This window comes from Streptomyces sp. NBC_01451, from assembly GCF_036227485.1.
Taxonomy (GTDB): Bacteria; Actinomycetota; Actinomycetes; order Streptomycetales; family Streptomycetaceae; genus Streptomyces.
In genome coordinates, this window is record NZ_CP109479.1 from 844,021 (window position 1) to 859,889 (window position 15,869).

Genomic DNA, 15,869 nt, shown 5'->3' on the forward strand with positions numbered 1-15,869 from the left:
GGAGCCGCGATGCGTGTCGCCCTGTTCCTTACCTGTGTCAACGACACGCTGTATCCGGACACGGGCCGCGCCGTGGTGAAACTGCTGACCAGGCTCGGTGTGGACGTCGACTTCCCGATGGCGCAGACCTGCTGCGGGCAGGCCCACTACAACACCGGGTACCGGCACGAGGCCGAGCCGCTCGCCCGGCATTTCTCCGATGTATTCGGGGGGTACGAGGCGATCGTCACGCCCTCCGGGTCGTGCGGCGCGATGGTGCGGGAGCTGTATCCGCGGATGGGTGAACGGGCGCGCGCCGAGGGTCGCGGGGACGGACTCGCGGCCACTCTGGCGCCCGTGGTCCCGAAGACGTACGAGCTGACGGAGTTCCTGGTCGACGTGCTGGGGGTGACGGACGTGGGCGCCTACTACCCGCACACCGTCACCTACCACCCGACCTGTCACGGGCTGCGCGGTCTCGGGCTGGCCGACCGGCCGTTCAAGCTGCTCCAGGCCGTCAAGGGTCTTGAGCTGCGCGAGCTGCCCGGGGCCGACGAGTGCTGTGGCTTCGGCGGCACGTTCGCGCTGAAGAACGCCGACGTCTCGGCGGCGATGGGCACCGACAAGGTGCGCAACGCAGAGTCGACGGGCGCGGAGGTGCTGTGCGCCGCCGACAACTCGTGTCTCATGCACATCGGCGGAACCATGACCCGGCTCTCCACCGGTATGCAGCCGGTGCACATCGCGGAGATCCTGGCGAGCACGGAAGAGGAGCCGAGCGTATGAGCGGCGGTACGTTCGTCGGGATGCCGGCCTTCCCGGAGGCGGCCCACGACGCGGTCAACAACAAGACCCTGCGCGCCAATCTGCGCCACGCCACCCACACGATCCGCGGCAAACGGGCGAAGGCCGTCGCCGAGGTGTCCGACTGGGCCCAGCTGCGCGAGGCGGGCAAGCGGATCAAGGACCACACGCTCCGCCATCTCGACCGCTATCTCGTCCAGTTGGAGGAGTCGGTCACGGCGGCGGGCGGCGTCGTGCACTGGGCCGCCGACGCGGACGAGGCCAACCGGATCGTGATCGACCTGGTGCGGATGACCGGTGAGTCGGAGGTCGTCAAGGTCAAGTCGATGGCCACGCAGGAGATCGGGCTGAACGAGGTCCTGGAGGCCGAGGGCATCGCGGCCTACGAGACCGATCTCGCCGAGCTGATCGTCCAGTTGGGCAAGGACCGGCCCTCGCACATCCTCGTCCCGGCGATCCACCGCAACCGGGGTGAGATCCGGGACATCTTCGCGCGCGAGATGAGCGAGTGGGGCCGCCCGGCCCCCGAAGGTCTCACCGACACGCCCGCCGAACTGGCCGAGGCGGCCCGGCTCCATCTCCGGGAGAAGTTCCTGCGCGCCAAGGTGGGCGTCTCCGGCGCCAACTTCATGGTCGCCGAGACCGGCACACTGGTCGTGGTCGAGTCCGAGGGCAACGGGCGGATGTGCCTGACCCTGCCCGAGACGCTGATCTCGGTCGTCGGCATCGAGAAGATCGTGCCGACCTGGCAGGACCTGGAGGTCTTCCTCCAGACCCTCCCCCGCTCCTCGACCGCCGAACGCATGAACCCGTACACGTCGACCTGGACCGGCACCACGGACGGCGACGGTCCGCAGACCTTCCACCTGGTCCTGATCGACAACGGCCGCACCGACACCCTCGCCGACGAGGTCGGCCGCCAGGCCCTGCGCTGCATCCGCTGCTCGGCCTGTCTGAACGTCTGCCCGGTGTACGAGCGGGCCGGCGGCCACGCCTACGGCTCGGTCTATCCCGGCCCGATCGGCGCCATCCTCAGCCCCCAGCTCCGGGGCACCGCGAGCGAGATCGACGCCTCGCTCCCGTACGCCTCCTCGCTGTGCGGGGCCTGCTACGAGGTCTGCCCGGTCGCCATCGACATCCCCGAGGTACTGGTGCACCTGCGGGAACGCGTCGTCGAGGGCGGGCCGGCCACCCGGGAGGGCACCAAGGTCGTCCTGAAGCCCGCGAAGGGGCACGCCGCCGAGCGGGCCGCGATGCGGGCCGCCCGCTGGGCATTCAGCCACCCCGGCGCCCTGCGCACCGGCCAGCGCCTCGCCTCCCGAACCCGGCGCTTCCACCCCCGTACCCTGCCGGGTCCCGGCCGGGCCTGGAGCGCCACCCGCGACCTGCCGGCCGTACCGGCGGAGCCGTTCCGCGACTGGTGGCAGCGCACGAACGGCGGAAAGGACACCGGCAAGTGAACAGCCGCGACCTGATCCTGGGCCGGGTGCGCCGCGCACTCGCCGACGTACCCCACGACGACACACCGTACGACCAGGCCGTCGACCGCGACTATCTGCGCGAGCACGGTGACCGGAGCGTCGAGGAGACGGTCGAACTCCTCGCCGAGAACCTGGCGGACTACCGGGCGATCGTGCACCGCTGCACCGGCGACGAGCTTCCGGGAGTGCTCGCCGGGATACTGGCCGCGCGCGGCTCGGCGTCGGTGGTCGTGCCGCCGGGGCTCCCGCCGGAGTGGCTGTCGGCCGCTGACACCGCCCGTGTCGAGGACCGCGCGGTGAGCACCGTGTACGACCTGGACGAGGTCGAGAGCGTGGTCACCGGCTGCGCCCTCGCCGTCGCCGAGACCGGCACCATCGTCCTCGACGGCGGCCCGGACCAGGGCCGGCGCCGGATCACCCTGGTACCCGACCACCACATCTGTGTCGTCCGCGTGCCCGGCCAGGTCGTCTCCTCCGTGCCCCAGGCCCTTGAACGCCTGGACCCGGCAAGGCCGTTGACGTGGATCTCCGGGCCGTCCGCGACCAGTGACATCGAACTCGACCGGGTCGAGGGGGTGCACGGTCCGCGCACCCTGGAGGTGGTCCTGGTGAGCGGTGACGGTCCCGACCGAACGGACGCGAACGGAGGTGACCAGGCTTGAACAGGCTTGAGGGGTCGGGCACTTCGGCGGCCGGCCCCCGTTGCGGAGTGCCGTCGTGAGTGCCGTCCCCCGTGCCGTCGTGCGGATCCATGCGTGACACAAGCGGTGAACAAGCGCTTAGATAGTGACGTCGAACCCGTTCGCACCGGCGCTGGAGGCCCCGTTGTTCACATCCGTCGACGACGTCTCCGCACGCCTCGCCGAGACCGGGTATCTGGCCTCGCCCGCCGTCGCCACCACGGTCTTCCTGGCCGACCGGCTCGGCAAGCCGCTCCTGGTGGAGGGCCCGGCCGGCGTCGGCAAGACCGAACTGGCCAAGGCCGTCGCCGAGATCGCCGGCGCCGACCTGATCCGTCTCCAGTGCTACGAGGGCGTCGACGAGTCCCGGGCGCTGTACGAGTGGAACCACGCCAAGCAGCTCCTGCGCATCAGCGCGGGCCGCGACGAGACGTGGGACGCGGCGCGCACGGACATCTTCAGTGAGGAGTTCCTGCTCCCCCGGCCCCTGCTGACCGCCATCCGGGGCGACAACCCCAAGGTGCTGCTGATCGACGAGACCGACAAGGCGGATGTCGAGGTGGAGGGCCTGCTCCTGGAGGTGCTCTCCGACTTCCAGGTCACGGTCCCCGAGCTGGGCACGATCACCGCGACCCGCCGCCCCTTCGTCGTCCTCACGTCCAACGCCAGCCGCGAGCTGTCCGAGGCACTGCGCCGCCGCTGCCTCTTCCTCCACATCGGGTTCCCGGACGCCGAGCTGGAGCGCCGCATCGTACGGCTGAAGGTGCCCGAACTCGACACGGCGCTGGCCGAGTCGGTGGTACGGGTGGTGGGCGCGCTGCGCGCGATGGACCTGCGGAAGGTGCCGTCGGTCTCCGAGACCATCGACTGGGCGCGCACCCTGCTGGCGCTGGGGGCGGACACCCTCGACGAGACGGTCGTACGGGACAGCCTGGGCGTCCTCCTCAAGCACCAGGACGATGTCCTCAAGGCGAGCGCCAAGTTGGACCTGGACGCGCTGTGAACGCGCGGTCGGCGGAGGCCGGTTCGGGTGCCGATGTCGCCGAACGGCTGACGGGGCTCGTCCAGGCGCTGCGTTCGCACGGGGTGCGGATCGGCACCGGGGAGACCGTGGACGCGGCCCGGGCACTGGCCCTGCTCGGCTTCACCGACCGGGAGTTGCTGCGCGAAGGGCTGGCCGCGACCCTGCTGCACGGCACGGACCAGCGCCCGGTGTTCGACCCGGTCTTCGAGCTGTACTTTCCCCGGGGTGTCGGAGCGCCCGGCACCGGGCCCGCGAAGCGGGACGAACTGCGCGACCGGCTCGCCGCCGCGCTGGCCGCGAACGACCGGGCGCTGCTGGCCCGGCTGGCCGCCGAGGCGGTCGACGGTTTCGGCGGGTACGGCTCCTCACCGGGGTCGGACGGCTGGTCGTCGTACCAGACGCTGGACCGGCTCCGGCCGCAGACGCTGCTGGCCCGGGTGCGCGACAGCCTCCGGGAGGGCGGCGGGGAGACCGGGTTCGCCGACCGGCTGCTCGACGACGAGATCCGGGGGCGGATCGAGGAGTTCCGGCGGCTGGTCGGCGCGGAGGCGCGGCGCCGGGTGGCCGAGCGGCGCGGCCGGGACGAGATCGCCCGGCGGGCGGTGGCGCCGACCGCCGACCGGGTCGACTTCCTGCTCGCCGGCCGCACCCAACTGGCCGAGCTGCGCAGGGCTGTTCAGCCGCTCGCGCGCAAGCTGGCCACCCGGCTTGCGGCTCGCCGCCGCAAGGCCGCCCGCGGCTCGATCGATCTGCGGCGCACGGTGCGCGCGTCGCTGTCGACGGGCGGGGTGCCGATGCGGCCCGTGCTGCGCCGGCGTCGGCCCGCCCGGCCCGAACTGGTGCTGCTGTGCGATGTGTCGGGCTCGGTGGCCGGGTTCTCCGACTTCACGATGCTGCTGGTACAGGCACTGCACGACCAGTTCAGCAAGGTCCGCGTGTTCGCCTTCGTCAATCGCGTCGACGAGGTGACCGGCCTGTTGGTGCACGGCGCCGCCGACGCCGACGGTCTGAGCGCCCGCATCCGTGCGGAGGCGACCCTGACGGGCTGGCACGGCAGCAGTGACTACGGCGTCGCCCTCGGCGAGTTCACGCAACGGTACGGCGACGCGGTCGGCCCGCGTACGACCGTGTTCGTGCTGGGTGACGCCCGGACGAACATGAGCGACCCGAACCTGCCCGCGGTACGGCAGCTGGCCGAACGGGCCCGCCGCGTGCACTGGTTGAATCCCGAGGCGCGGTCGCAGTGGGGCACGGGCGACTCCGCGGCGCCCGAGTACGCCGAGCTGGTGGAGATGCGCGAGTGCCGCAACGCCCTCCAACTCGGCGCGCTGATCAGCCGGTTGCTCCCCGTGTGAACCCTGCGGTCAGCTTCCCGGTGCCTTCGCGTACTCCTGTGCCATGCCTCCCGCGAAGTCGTAGACGATGACCTGTTCGTCGCCGACGACCCACGCGTCGTGCCCGGCCGGGCACACGAAGACGTCGCCGGGGCCCACTTCGCCCTCGCCGCCGTCATCCATGGTGATGTGCATTCGGCCCTGGACGACGTAACCGTTGTGGTGGATCTCGCAGCTCTTCGTGCCGACGACGGGCCCGACGGACTCGGACCAGCGCCAGCCCGGTTCGAAGGTTCCCACGGCGAAGTCGAGGCCTGTCAGGTGTACGGCTTCGAGGTGTCCCCGGGGGAAATCACGCCGCTCGTCCGGCTTCTCGACCGTCTTGATCTCCAGCATGTCTGCCTCCCATCCCCCTCCATGACTGTCGGCCCCCTGCTCCCCTCCATCGTCCGCCTGTCAAGCCGGGGCCGCCATCCGGGCGTCCTCCGGTGTCAGAGTTCGAGGGTCACGAAGCCGTCCTCCGCGTCCGGCTCCGGCGCGGTCACCGTGTAACCGAAGCGGTTCCTGAGGGAGCTGACGTCCCAGAGCGCGGCACGGTCGCGGTAGTTGAAGACGATCTCCTTGCGGGCTCCGCCGTGCTGGAGGATCCGGGACATGGCGATGTCGTCGGGGTGGTCGTGCCGGGCGCCGCTCGTGGAGATCAGATAGCGGTCGCAGTCGAGGAGGCCGAGCAGGTCGTTGGAGAGGTTGTGGCCACTGCCGTGGTGGGCGACCTTCAGGACGTCGACGTGCAGCCGTCCGCCCGCCGCCTCGGCCCGGGGCCGTATCGAGTCGACGAGCCGCCGGTCGTCGGCGTCCCCCGTGAGGACGATCCGCCGGTCCTCGAACTCGAAGAGCAGTCCGATGCTGGTGACGTTCGTCGGCGAGGTGTCCGCCTTGAACGGCGTCGCGGCGAGCCGTTCCACGTCCACGGCGCCGCCGAAGTGCTCGAAGCCGGGGACGGCGGGCGGCTCGTCGGGGTCCCGGCCCGGGATCAGCCCGTGGGCGGCGCACTCCCTCACCCACACCGGGGCCAGCCGCTCCAGCTGCCGCCTGTCGGGCGAGAGCACCTCCATCGTGGACCCGTCGTCGAACCAGCCGAGCTGCCGGCCGACCTCCGCGCCACGCCCGCCGAACGCGTCGTTCCAGGGCACCTTCTGCGCCAGCAGCGCGCTGGTGAGCCGCTCGCCGTCCTGCGCGCCGAACCCCTCGGTGTCGAGGAGGTGGTCGAACCCGTTGAACCAGACGTCGCCGATCTCCACCGACCGGTCCGGATCGTCCAGCAGGGCGAGCACTCCGAGAATGTGGTCCTGGTCGACATGCGTGACGACGAGGACGTCCACCAGCCCGTCCAGTCCGGCGAGCACCGGCTTGATCAGCGGATACGTGCCCGCGCGACCACCGTCGACGAGGATCCGCCGGACGAACGTGTCGTCGCCGTATTCCAGGAGCAGGCAGTCGCCGTCCTCGCCGGGCATCATCGTGAAGCGGATCATCGCGGCCTCCCAAGCCGGGTCTCTCGCCGGTCTCTCACCGGGTCTCTCGCGCTACTGGGGCACTCCTCGCAGTCCGACGATCACGAACGGCTCGCGCATGTCCACGCGGTAGGACAGCAGACGCGCCTGGTCGAGGCGGGCGACGCACTCCGGGTCGTCGGGGAACTCGGAGAGGCCGTGGATGAGGCGGCTCAGGCCCAGGGTGAAGACCGGGACGCCCCGGTCGAAGGCCTCGACGAGGGCGTCCCGCGCCGCGCGCAGTTCGGTCTCGGTGTGGGCGCGGCGCAGATGGCGCATGCCCCACAGCAGTGAGCCGTCGCTCAGCCAGTCGAACTCGCGGCGCAGATGGTCGAGCCAGGCGTCCCAGCGGTGCCGTCGCTCGGTGAGCTCGCTGCCGACCAGGACATAGGCGCCGGCCACCGCGGCGAGGGGGTTGTCCATCTTGGCGTAGAGCAGTTCCTCGGCGTCCTTGACCAGCGCCGCCGCCGTGTCGAAGGCGCCCCGGGTCATGTAGCCGAGGGCGGGTCCCACCCGGCTGTCGCGGACGGTGACGGAGACGGTACTGCCGGTCGGGCTCTGCCGTTCGTTGACCAGCACCTCGATCTGCGCGTTCCCCCAGGGCGCGGGAAGGGTGACGACGTACTCGGCGCCGGTCAGCGAGACGACGAGGAACTGGCGTCGGCCCGTGGGCCCCTGGAGGGTGGAGGCGCCCTGTTCGTCGACGGGTCCGTGCGGGCCGAAGCGGTAGAGGCGGGCGGCGGCGTCGCCCAGGTCGAGGCTGGGCACGGTGTGCGGCGCCGAGCGGGCCAGGTCGAGGGCGATCGGCTCCGGTGAGGGTCCGTCGGTCAGGGCGAGCATCGTGGCGAAGCGCCGGCTCTCGGGCTTCGGATCGCCGACCCAGACCGCGCTCCCCGGCGGCACCACCCCGCCCGTCGACCACACCCCGGAGCGCGATCCCCGGGACCGGGGCACCGGGATCGTCTCGGCGTCGTGGTAGGCGCCGTACGGCTCGATGTTGCCCATGAGGTACTGCCAGGAGTGCGACTCGTAGGGCGAGGGCGCGGTACACAGCGTCACATGGGTGTCCCTGCCCTCGCTCACCTCGGCGTCCTTGGACAGCACGACGCCCGAGGGCAGCGTCGCGGAGACGAGGTAGCGCCCGGGGTCCACCTCGTAGCGGGCGGCCGGTGCCGAGGTCCCGCAGGGGAAGAGGACGCCCCGGTGGGCGCTGCCGGTGCCGTCCGCCGGATAGATGTCGCCGACGACCTTCGCCCCGTCGGGCAGGTCGGACTCGTGGAGGCTCAGCGCCACGGTGATCCGCAGGCCGGTGCTCATGACGGCTTCCCCAACTGCACGCGCCGGAACACCGGCCGTACGGTGACCGGTTTGGTCCGCACCTCCTGGTCGCCGAGATGCGCCTCGAAGACGTAGTTGCCGAAGCCGAGTTCGATGGCCCACTCGCCCTGGGGGTCTTCCGCGTCGATGTCGTCGGCAGGCCGGCGAAGCCGTTCCCGGCCGTCCTGTCCGTCCTCCCGGCACACGAACTCGGCCCCGGCGTTGTCCTCGGCCGGGTCGCAGCCGACGTACACCGGGACGACGGGGGTGCCGGGGAGTTGGTGGAGGACGAAGACGGGCAGTTCACCGACCGAGGGGACCTGGACGCCCGCGACGGCGCCGGCGAAGCGCGGCTGGTGCATGAAGTGGTCGATGGCCGTGAGGAGTTGGGAGGTGTTGACCTGCCAGTCGCCCTCGGGGTCGTCGCTGGCGGCCCCGGCGAGGCTCTTCAGCAGGGCCTCGGTGAACAGGCTGACCTGTCCGGGCCGGGCGTGCGAGCGGTCGCCCGCGAGGGTGGCGTAGTAGGGGATGTGGAAGCGCCGGGGCAGGTCCAGCGGGCGCGCGCCGGCGCCGAGCGGGGTGCGGCCGGCGAACCGGGTGCCCGAACTCTCGATCAGGACATCGGAGTTGGAGCGGCAGGCGTCGACGAAGAACACCTGCTGGCCGGCCTTGCAGCGCTTGAGGCCGTTCATCAGTCCGGCGAAGTCCAGTGCTCCGTTGAGGGGGTTGTGGTGGTCGGCGAAGATGTCGGCGGCGAGCAGCGCCATGTCCTCGCCCTGGGAGATGCCGTGTCCGCAGAAGTAGAAGAGGAGCCGGTTGTCGACGTGGGTGTCACCCCGGTCGTACCAGTCGGCGACCGCGGCGACGAGGTTGTCGATGGTCGCCTCGTCGACGTCGTGGTCGGTCCCGGTACGGGGGTCGGTGAACGGCGCCGGGTGCTCCTCGCTGAGCAGCAGGGCCACGCTGCCGAGGGGGCGTTCGGGGTCGTTGTACTCGGCGAGCAGCCAGGTGGCGAAGGCGCGGGCCGAGACCGGGGGTGAGCTCAGCTGGCGCATCCCGTCGGAGTCGGCGACCGGTGACTCACCGCCGGCGAGGTGGGGATACCTGCCGACTCCGACGACCAGCGCATGGGTGCGCGGCGGATCGGCCGCCTCTTCGAGATGGATCACTGAACCGGCCATGGATCCTCCGGAACACCACCGCTCCCGGGCATGCCACTTGGCAGCATTTCTCCTACTATATTTCGTACAACCCGGTATGTCCTGGCGTACGCCAGTGAAGGTGAGGCCCGCCATGGCCAAGAACCTCGTCATCTGTCTGGACGGCACGGGCAACCAGCTGCGGGCGAAGGGCAACACGAACGTCGTGCGGCTCTACGAGATGCTGGACCTCTCCGACCCCGCCCGGCAGATCGCGTACTACGACCCCGGTGTCGGCACGTTCTCCGCGGCGGGCGCCTGGACGCCCGTGGGCCGCCGGCTGTCGAAGCTCTTCGGGCTCGCCCTCGGTTCCGGGATCAGGGTCAACCTCGCCGAGGCGTACACGTACCTGATGCGGCACTACGAACCGGGCGACCACATCCACGTGTTCGGCTTCAGCCGGGGCGCGTACACGGCCCGCGCGCTCACCGGCATGCTCAAGGCGATCGGCCTGCTGCGGCCCGGACTGGAGAACCTCGTCCCGTACGCCGTGTCGGTCTACGCCAGGAACAGGACCTTCACCGCCGACGACTGGGCCCAACTCCACCGGTTCGCGGGCACGTTCAGCATCAGGGTGGAGGCCCGGACCGGTATCCCGGTCGACTACCTGGGCATGTGGGACTCCGTGAAGGCGGCCGGCATCCTGCGGTGGAACCTGCGCTGGCCGCACACCCGGCAGGTGCCGGGCGCCCTCCGGGTCCGGCACGCGGTCTCCATCGACGAGAAGCGGACGCCCTACCGCGAGTACCTGGTCACGCCGGGCGAACAGCCGGCGCTGCCGGACAGGGTCGAGCAGGTGTGGTTCGCGGGAGTCCACTCGGACGTCGGCGGCACCTTCGAGGACGATCACCGGCTGGCCACCATCGCCCTCAAGTGGGTCGTGGACGGCGCCCTCGCCGTCGACGGCAAGGGGATCCTGCTGAAGCCCGGTGCGTACCGGCGCGAGCTGACGGTCGGCCCCGCGTACGCGCTGGGCACGGTGCACCGGATGGGCCGGGTCTGGGCCCTGCTGACCTACCGGCGCCGCCGGCTGCCCCCGCACGCCCGGGTGCACGCGAGCGTCCGCGCCCGCGTCGGCGAGCTGCCGGACTACGGCTCACGCATCCCGCAGACGGTCACCTGGGCCGACGAGGACTGGCTCACCGGCCGGGGGTGACATCCGCAGGACACCCTCCCCGCCTCCGACTCCCCGCTCTCGTCAGGTCAGTTCGAGTACACCCCGCCGCACGGCCTCCGAGACCGCCGCGGCCCTGTTGTCGACCCTGAGCTTGCGGTAGACGCGCACCAGATGCGTCTTGACGGTGGCCTCGCTGAGGAACAGCGCCCCGGCGATGGCCCGGTTGCTGAGCCCCTCGGCCATCAGCCGGACGACCTCGATCTCGCGCCCGCTCAACTCCTGCTCCGGGCTGACCACTTGACCGACGAGTTCCCCGACGATCTCCGGTGCCAGCCCCAGCGCCCCGGCGGCGGCCCCGCGCACCGCGCGGAACAGCTCCTCGGGCGGCCCCGCCTTGAGCACATAGCCCCGGGCGCCCGCCTCCAACGCCCGCACCACATCGGCCCGTCCGGCATAGCTGGTCAGCATCACCACCGCCACACCGGGCGCCTCGGCGGCGAGCCGGCGGATCGCCTCGATCCCGTCGATCCCGCCTGCCGGGCTCCCGAACCGGAGGTCCATCAGCGCGACATCGGGAAGCATCCGGGCGACCAGGGAGACAGCCTCCTCACCGCTGCCCGCCTCGGCGATCACCTCGATGCCGGGTTCGCCCTCCAGGAGCGCGCGCAGTCCCGCCCGTACGACGGCGTGGTCGTCCGCGACCAGGACGCGCAGCGGCCCGGCCGCGCCGGGCGGGTCCGCGGTCATCGCGCGGTCACCGTGGGGACGGGCGCGACGGGTCCCGCTGCGGCCTGCGGCCGGGGCCGCGCGGAGACCGTGGCCCGGATCCGGGTGCCCCGGCCCGGTGCCCCGCTGACGTCCAGGTCACCGCCGTACTCGCGCAGCCTGGCCCGCGCCGCGGGCAGTCCGAAACCGCGGCCCGGGCCCGTCGGCGTACGGGTGAGGACCTCGGCCGGGTCGAATCCGACGCCGTCGTCGCTGACTTCGAGGTCCACCCGGTCGGGCTGCCGCCGGCTGAGGGTGACCTGGACGTTCACCGCGTGGGCGTGTTCGCGGACGTTGGCCAGTGTGCTCTGCGCGACGCGGAACAGGGTGGTGGCGGCGTGTTCGTCGAGGACCGGCTGGGGGTCGCCGACCGCCCGGAACCGTACCTGGGCGGCGGTCCCGTCGGCCTGGGAGCGCGCGCACAGCACGCGCAGCGCGCCTTCGAGGCCGGTCTCGGCGACGGCTGCCGGGGTGAGGTCGCCGATCATGCGGCGGGTCTCGGTGAGGTTGGTGCCCAGGCCGTCGGCGACCGCCCGTACGCGCGTGCGGGCCACGTCGGGGCGGTCGTCCCAGTCCCGGTCGGCGGCCTGGAGCAGCATCAGGCCGCCGGCGAGTTCCTGGGCGAGGGTGTCGTGCAGGTCGCGGGCGATGCGCGTCCGCTCCGCCAGCACACCCGCCCGGCGCTGTTGCCGGGCGACGAGGTCGCGCGTGTCGCGCAGTTCCTCGACGAGACGCCGGCGCGCCTCGGCGTCCCGTTGCTGGGCGCGGTAGAGGGCGACGGTTCCCCAGACGGCCGCCACGGGCACCAGCACGCTGTCGATCATGAACCGGCCGCCGGCCGCGACCTGTGCTGTGACGAGCACGACAGTGATGAGGGCGAGTGCCGCGGTCGCGGACCGGCGGCCGAGCACGCGCTGCGCGGCGCACGCGAGCGGCAGGGCGCACCACACGAAGGCGGAGGTCAGCGCGGCGGGCACAAGGAACAGCAGGAGGCCCCACAGTGCGAGCAGCACCGGAATCCAGGCCGCCCGGCCGACCGCTCCGAGCCGGCCCCACAGCGTCACTCCGCCCGTGTACGTGAGCGCGAGCAACCCGCTGACGGTCGCGATGTACCAGCACAACTCGCTGTTGAGCCAGGTGAGTTGGAGCAGCGCGGATGCCACGATGACGAAGAACGCCAGATGCGACACGTGTTCCAGGGTGAACCACCTGCCGCGAACCGTCAGCGGTGAACGGACGGGGGCACGGTCGGACACGGCAGATCCCCTTGGGCGGACTGATCCAATCGAACAGGGCCCCGATTCTATCGACCGTTTGTATGACCGCTGTGAAGAGTCGGCCGAGGACCGGCTACGCGCCGGGGTGCAGCCCCAGTGAGCCGGGGGTCGGATCCCCCTTCACCTCACCGAAGTACAGCGCGAACGTCTGCTTCCACCGCTCGACCTGCGCCCGGTCGGCCATGAACCGCGGGAAGCCGTCGAGGTTCGCGTTCGGGTACTCCCAGACGGGCTTCAGGCCACCGGCGGGGGTGATGTCCGTCCGTATCGACCAGCCGTTGGTGACGCTCTGCTGCTGGGCGGTGGAAAGCTGCCAGTTGAGGTAGAGCTTGGCGGCCGTGGTGTTCCGGCCCTGCTTGAGAATCGCGGCCCGCTGACCCCAGGCCATGAACGGGTGCCCCTCGGCGACGGCCCACCGGACGGGTGCCGTGGACGGCGCCACGAGCGAGCCACCACCGCCGACACCGAGCGCCTTCTGCCCGCTCGTGGCGGCCAGCCTGGGAGTGTGACTGCCACGGGCGAACTGGACGTCCTGGGCGGCGAACCCGGCGGCCCAGTCCCAGCCGTAGTGGTCGACGTACAGCTTGAAGAGGTAGAGGACGGCGTCGTCGTCGTGCGGGTAGGACGACGCGATCCGGCCCTTCCACCTCGGGTCGATCAGGTCGAGCGGGGACTTCGGGGCGTCCGCGCCGACCGCCGCGACGTTGTACATGTAGCTGAAGCCGATCACCGCGACGGCGGTCCAGGCGCCCTGCGGGTCCTTGAGCGCTTTGTACACCTTGGAGAAGCCCGCCGGCTTGTAGTGCAGCAGGCGCCCCTGCCCCTTCCAGCGGGTGAAGTCGTGGAGGGTCTGGAGCTGTACGACGTCCGGGACGAGGGTGTCGGTCGCGAACTGGTTGTCCACGCGGACGTCGTGGTACTTGCTGTAGTCCACGACGACCTTGAGGTCGATGCCCGGGAATCGGGCCGCGAAGCCCGCGCGTACGCCGTTGCCCTGGCTGTCGACGTCACCGCCCGCGTAGATGACGAGCTTGCCGCCCTCGGCCAGCGCGGCCTGGTACAGCTCGTCGAGCGTCCGGGTCTCCTCGGCGCCCGTGGCCGAGTGGGATCCGGTGGACGAGGCCGCGGCGGCGGGGGTCCCGGTGGCACCGAGCGCGCCGACGCCGAGCGCCGCTCCGGCTCCGGTGGCGAGTACACGTCGTCGGCTGAGGAAACTGGACACTCTGCGGGCCTCTCGATGGGGGGAGTTGCGCTGGGAGTTCGATCCTGACGCGGGCGAGAGGGTCCGCGCGTCGGCTGTACGGAGCGGGCCGGCGAGCCGCCGGACGAACCCCCGTTCAACCGATCGGTTGAACGGGGGTGGCCGGCCGGTCAGACGGCCTGGAGTGCGGTGGGCACGAGGTCCTTCAGGGACGGGTATCCGTCCACGGCCATGATCAAGTCGGCCTCGGCGAGCAGGGCACGCAGGACGTGGACGATGCCGTCGGTGCCGCCGAGGGCGCAGCCGTAGGCGTACGGGCGGCCGATACCGACCGCTGTCGCGCCCAGGGCGAGGGCCTTGACGATGTCGGCGCCGCCGCGGACGCCGGAGTCGAAGAGCACAGGCAGTTCGCCCGCGGCCTCGACGACGGCGGGCAGGACGTCGAGGGCGGGGAGGCCGCCGTTGGCCTGCCGGCCGCCGTGGTTGGAGCAGTAGATGCCGTCCACTCCCGCGTCGCGGGCCCGGCGCGCGTCCTCGGGGTGGCAGATGCCCTTGACGATCAGGGGGAGGTCGGTCAGCGAGCGCAGCCAGTCCAGGTCGGCCCAGGTGAGCGGGTTGCCGAAGATCTGGGTCCAGTGGAGGATCGCGGCCTGCGGATCCTCCTCGGGCGAGCGGCCGAGCGCTGCCCGGAAGGCCGGGTCGCTCGTGTAGTTGGCGAGGCAGTGGCCGCGCAGCTGGGGGAAGTTGGCGGTCGCGAGGTCCCTCGGGCGCCAGCCGGTGATCCAGGTGTCGAGGGTGACGACGATGCCCCGGTACCCGGCCCGCCCGGCCCGGTGGACGAGGCTCTCGGCGATGCTCCGGTCGGTCGGGGTGTAGAGCTGGAAGAAGCCGGGGGTGTCGCCGAGTTCGCCGGCCACGTCCTCCAGCGGGTCGACGGACAGTGTGGAGGCGACCATCGGGACTCCGGTTCGGGCGGCGGCGCGGGCCGTCGCCAGGTCGCCGTGCCCGTCCTGGGCGCACAGTCCGATGACACCGATCGGGGCGAGGAACACCGGCGACGGGAGTGTCGTGCCGAACAGTTCGACGGTCAGGTCGCGTTGGGCGGCTCCGACGAACATGCGCGGGATCAGGCCCCAGCGGGTGAAGGCGGCGACGTTGGCCCGCTGGGTGTGCCCGTCGCCGGCGCCCCCGGCGACGTAGGACCAGACGGACGGGGGCAGCGCGGACCGGGCCCGGTCCGCCAGTTCGGCGAACTCCATGGGGAAGGCGGGCAGGACACCGCCCAGCCCGTTCAGGTAGATCTCGTTCTGGTAGTCGGCGAACGCCATCGGGACACCCTTTCGCTCAGGTCGAGCAGCTCGCGCCTCGCGGCTAGGCGGTTCATGGCTCAGGCGGTTCGTGCTCAGGCGGTTCGTGGCCGGGCGTGCAGGAGGAGGTGGTCGGCGAGCAGTTCCAGCGCCGCCCGGCTGTCGGCGGTGTTGCGGTCGACGAGCCAGGTCATGTTGAGGCCGTCGATCGTCGAATGGACGTACCGCGCGAGCACCGGCACGGGTTCGGTCCACTCGATCCCGGCGTTGTCGGCGGCGAGTTCGAGCAGGCCGACGAAGGCGCGCAGGAAGATCTCGTACTGCTTCCCGGCGACGTCCTCGAAACCGGGGTTGCGCAGCGCGTACTGGGTGAGTTCGTAACTGATCTGGTGCTCGCCGGGGTTGGCCTCGAAGCCCTTCCAGAACGCGTGCAGGCTGTCGAGGACGCTGTCGCGGATGTCCTTGTGCGGCGCGAACAGGCCGCGGACCTCGGCGACGTACCGCTCGGTGAGGGTCTCGGTGACGAGTTCGAGCAGTTGCGCCCTGGACTCGAAGCAGTAGTGGAAGGCCCCGAGGGTCATGTCCGCCTCGGTGACCACCGCGCGGGTGGTGGCCTTGGCTACGCCGTCGCGTGCCATGACCCGGATCGCCGCTTCAAGGAGCTCCGCTCTCCGGTCGCTCGCCGCCATGCGGGGCACGCGTTCTCCTCTCCGCACCGGTCTCACCTGTGGATTCGCCCGTTAAGGATAACCAGTCGGCCAGAGAAGTAAGTCAAATGTCCAGGACGCTTGACTTACTTCTCCGGTTTGGGCCACCGTAGCGTGAACCGAA

Annotated in this window: 15 protein-coding genes; 6 read left to right on the forward strand and 9 right to left on the reverse strand. The window is 71.4% G+C overall.

Annotated elements, in window-relative coordinates:
* The first annotated feature begins 9 nt into the window (after positions 1-9).
* The 5 genes from OG595_RS03725 to OG595_RS03745 all read left to right on the forward strand — a co-directional run bounded on the left by OG595_RS03725 (position 10) and on the right by OG595_RS03745 (position 5,323).
* The gene (locus OG595_RS03725; RefSeq protein ID WP_329267722.1) at positions 10-765 is read left to right on the forward strand and encodes a (Fe-S)-binding protein; all 756 of its coding nucleotides are present in this window, start codon (positions 10-12) and stop codon (positions 763-765) included.
* Positions 762-2,243 carry a LutB/LldF family L-lactate oxidation iron-sulfur protein gene (locus tag OG595_RS03730; protein ID WP_329267724.1) on the forward strand — a complete coding sequence of 494 codons (1,482 nt, stop codon included), beginning with the start codon at positions 762-764 and terminating at the stop codon, positions 2,241-2,243. The genes OG595_RS03725 and OG595_RS03730 overlap by 4 nt, the downstream gene beginning before the upstream one ends.
* A complete protein-coding gene (locus tag OG595_RS03735) occupies positions 2,240-2,926 on the forward strand; it encodes a LutC/YkgG family protein (RefSeq protein WP_329267725.1) in 687 nt (228 codons plus the stop codon). The genes OG595_RS03730 and OG595_RS03735 overlap by 4 nt, the downstream gene beginning before the upstream one ends.
* Before the next feature lie 163 nt (positions 2,927-3,089).
* Positions 3,090-3,947 (forward strand): AAA family ATPase, encoded by an 858-nt coding sequence (locus OG595_RS03740; protein WP_329267727.1) that lies wholly within the window; start codon positions 3,090-3,092, stop codon positions 3,945-3,947.
* Positions 3,944-5,323, forward strand: a complete 1,380-nt coding sequence (locus tag OG595_RS03745; RefSeq protein WP_329267729.1) for a vWA domain-containing protein — start codon at positions 3,944-3,946, stop codon at positions 5,321-5,323. Before OG595_RS03740 ends, OG595_RS03745 begins: the two co-directional genes overlap by 4 nt.
* 9 nt (positions 5,324-5,332) lie before the next feature.
* On the opposite strand, the gene OG595_RS03750 is transcribed toward OG595_RS03745, so the two are convergent.
* The 4 genes from OG595_RS03750 to OG595_RS03765 form a co-directional block, all read right to left on the reverse strand.
* A complete protein-coding gene (locus OG595_RS03750) occupies positions 5,333-5,698 on the reverse strand; it encodes a cupin domain-containing protein (RefSeq protein WP_329267731.1) in 366 nt (121 codons plus the stop codon).
* Positions 5,699-5,793: 95 nt separating this feature from the next.
* Positions 5,794-6,837 (reverse strand): ComEC/Rec2 family competence protein, encoded by a 1,044-nt coding sequence (locus OG595_RS03755; RefSeq protein WP_329267734.1) that lies wholly within the window; start codon positions 6,835-6,837, stop codon positions 5,794-5,796.
* Between the two features lie 51 nt (positions 6,838-6,888).
* Positions 6,889-8,172 carry a hypothetical protein gene (locus OG595_RS03760; RefSeq protein ID WP_329267736.1) on the reverse strand — a complete coding sequence of 428 codons (1,284 nt, stop codon included), beginning with the start codon at positions 8,170-8,172 and terminating at the stop codon, positions 6,889-6,891.
* Positions 8,169-9,353: a caspase family protein gene (locus tag OG595_RS03765; RefSeq protein ID WP_329267738.1), complete on the reverse strand. Its 1,185-nt coding sequence runs from the start codon at positions 9,351-9,353 to the stop codon at positions 8,169-8,171. The genes OG595_RS03760 and OG595_RS03765 overlap by 4 nt, the downstream gene beginning before the upstream one ends.
* A gap of 112 nt (positions 9,354-9,465) precedes the next feature.
* Here OG595_RS03765 and OG595_RS03770 point away from each other — a divergent pair, with 112 nt between their 5' ends.
* The gene (locus tag OG595_RS03770) at positions 9,466-10,527 is read left to right on the forward strand and encodes a DUF2235 domain-containing protein (protein WP_329267742.1); all 1,062 of its coding nucleotides are present in this window, start codon (positions 9,466-9,468) and stop codon (positions 10,525-10,527) included.
* Positions 10,528-10,569: 42 nt separating this feature from the next.
* On the opposite strand, the gene OG595_RS03775 is transcribed toward OG595_RS03770, so the two are convergent.
* The 5 genes from OG595_RS03775 to OG595_RS03795 form a co-directional block, all read right to left on the reverse strand.
* Positions 10,570-11,235, reverse strand: a complete 666-nt coding sequence (locus OG595_RS03775) for a response regulator transcription factor (RefSeq protein ID WP_329267744.1) — start codon at positions 11,233-11,235, stop codon at positions 10,570-10,572.
* Positions 11,232-12,509, reverse strand: a complete 1,278-nt coding sequence (locus OG595_RS03780; protein ID WP_329267747.1) for a sensor histidine kinase — start codon at positions 12,507-12,509, stop codon at positions 11,232-11,234. Before OG595_RS03780 ends, OG595_RS03775 begins: the two co-directional genes overlap by 4 nt.
* Positions 12,510-12,603: 94 nt before the next feature.
* Positions 12,604-13,752, reverse strand: a complete 1,149-nt coding sequence (locus OG595_RS03785) for an ABC transporter substrate-binding protein (RefSeq protein ID WP_329267750.1) — start codon at positions 13,750-13,752, stop codon at positions 12,604-12,606.
* A 149-nt stretch (positions 13,753-13,901) separates the two neighbouring features.
* Entirely contained in the window at positions 13,902-15,059 is a 1,158-nt protein-coding gene (locus OG595_RS03790) for an alpha-hydroxy-acid oxidizing protein (protein ID WP_329267753.1), read from the reverse strand.
* 74 nt (positions 15,060-15,133) lie between these two features.
* Positions 15,134-15,727 (reverse strand): TetR/AcrR family transcriptional regulator, encoded by a 594-nt coding sequence (locus OG595_RS03795; protein ID WP_329282621.1) that lies wholly within the window; start codon positions 15,725-15,727, stop codon positions 15,134-15,136.
* Positions 15,728-15,869: the final 142 nt, after the last annotated feature.

What these genes read in the sequence shown, in the direction of transcription:
- OG595_RS03725 (WP_329267722.1), top strand. Translation starts at nt 10, where the DNA reads ATGCGTGTCGCCCTGTTCCTTACCTGTGTCAACGACACGCTGTATCCG.
- OG595_RS03750 (WP_329267731.1), bottom strand. Translation starts at nt 5,698, where the DNA reads ATGCTGGAGATCAAGACGGTCGAGAAGCCGGACGAGCGGCGTGATTTC.
- OG595_RS03795 (WP_329282621.1), bottom strand. Translation starts at nt 15,727, where the DNA reads ATGGCGGCGAGCGACCGGAGAGCGGAGCTCCTTGAAGCGGCGATCCGG.
- OG595_RS03760 (WP_329267736.1), bottom strand. Translation starts at nt 8,172, where the DNA reads ATGAGCACCGGCCTGCGGATCACCGTGGCGCTGAGCCTCCACGAGTCC.
- OG595_RS03770 (WP_329267742.1), top strand. Translation starts at nt 9,466, where the DNA reads ATGGCCAAGAACCTCGTCATCTGTCTGGACGGCACGGGCAACCAGCTG.
- OG595_RS03775 (WP_329267744.1), bottom strand. Translation starts at nt 11,235, where the DNA reads ATGACCGCGGACCCGCCCGGCGCGGCCGGGCCGCTGCGCGTCCTGGTC.
- OG595_RS03730 (WP_329267724.1), top strand. Translation starts at nt 762, where the DNA reads ATGAGCGGCGGTACGTTCGTCGGGATGCCGGCCTTCCCGGAGGCGGCC.
- OG595_RS03790 (WP_329267753.1), bottom strand. Translation starts at nt 15,059, where the DNA reads ATGGCGTTCGCCGACTACCAGAACGAGATCTACCTGAACGGGCTGGGC.
- OG595_RS03765 (WP_329267738.1), bottom strand. Translation starts at nt 9,353, where the DNA reads ATGGCCGGTTCAGTGATCCATCTCGAAGAGGCGGCCGATCCGCCGCGC.
- OG595_RS03755 (WP_329267734.1), bottom strand. Translation starts at nt 6,837, where the DNA reads ATGATCCGCTTCACGATGATGCCCGGCGAGGACGGCGACTGCCTGCTC.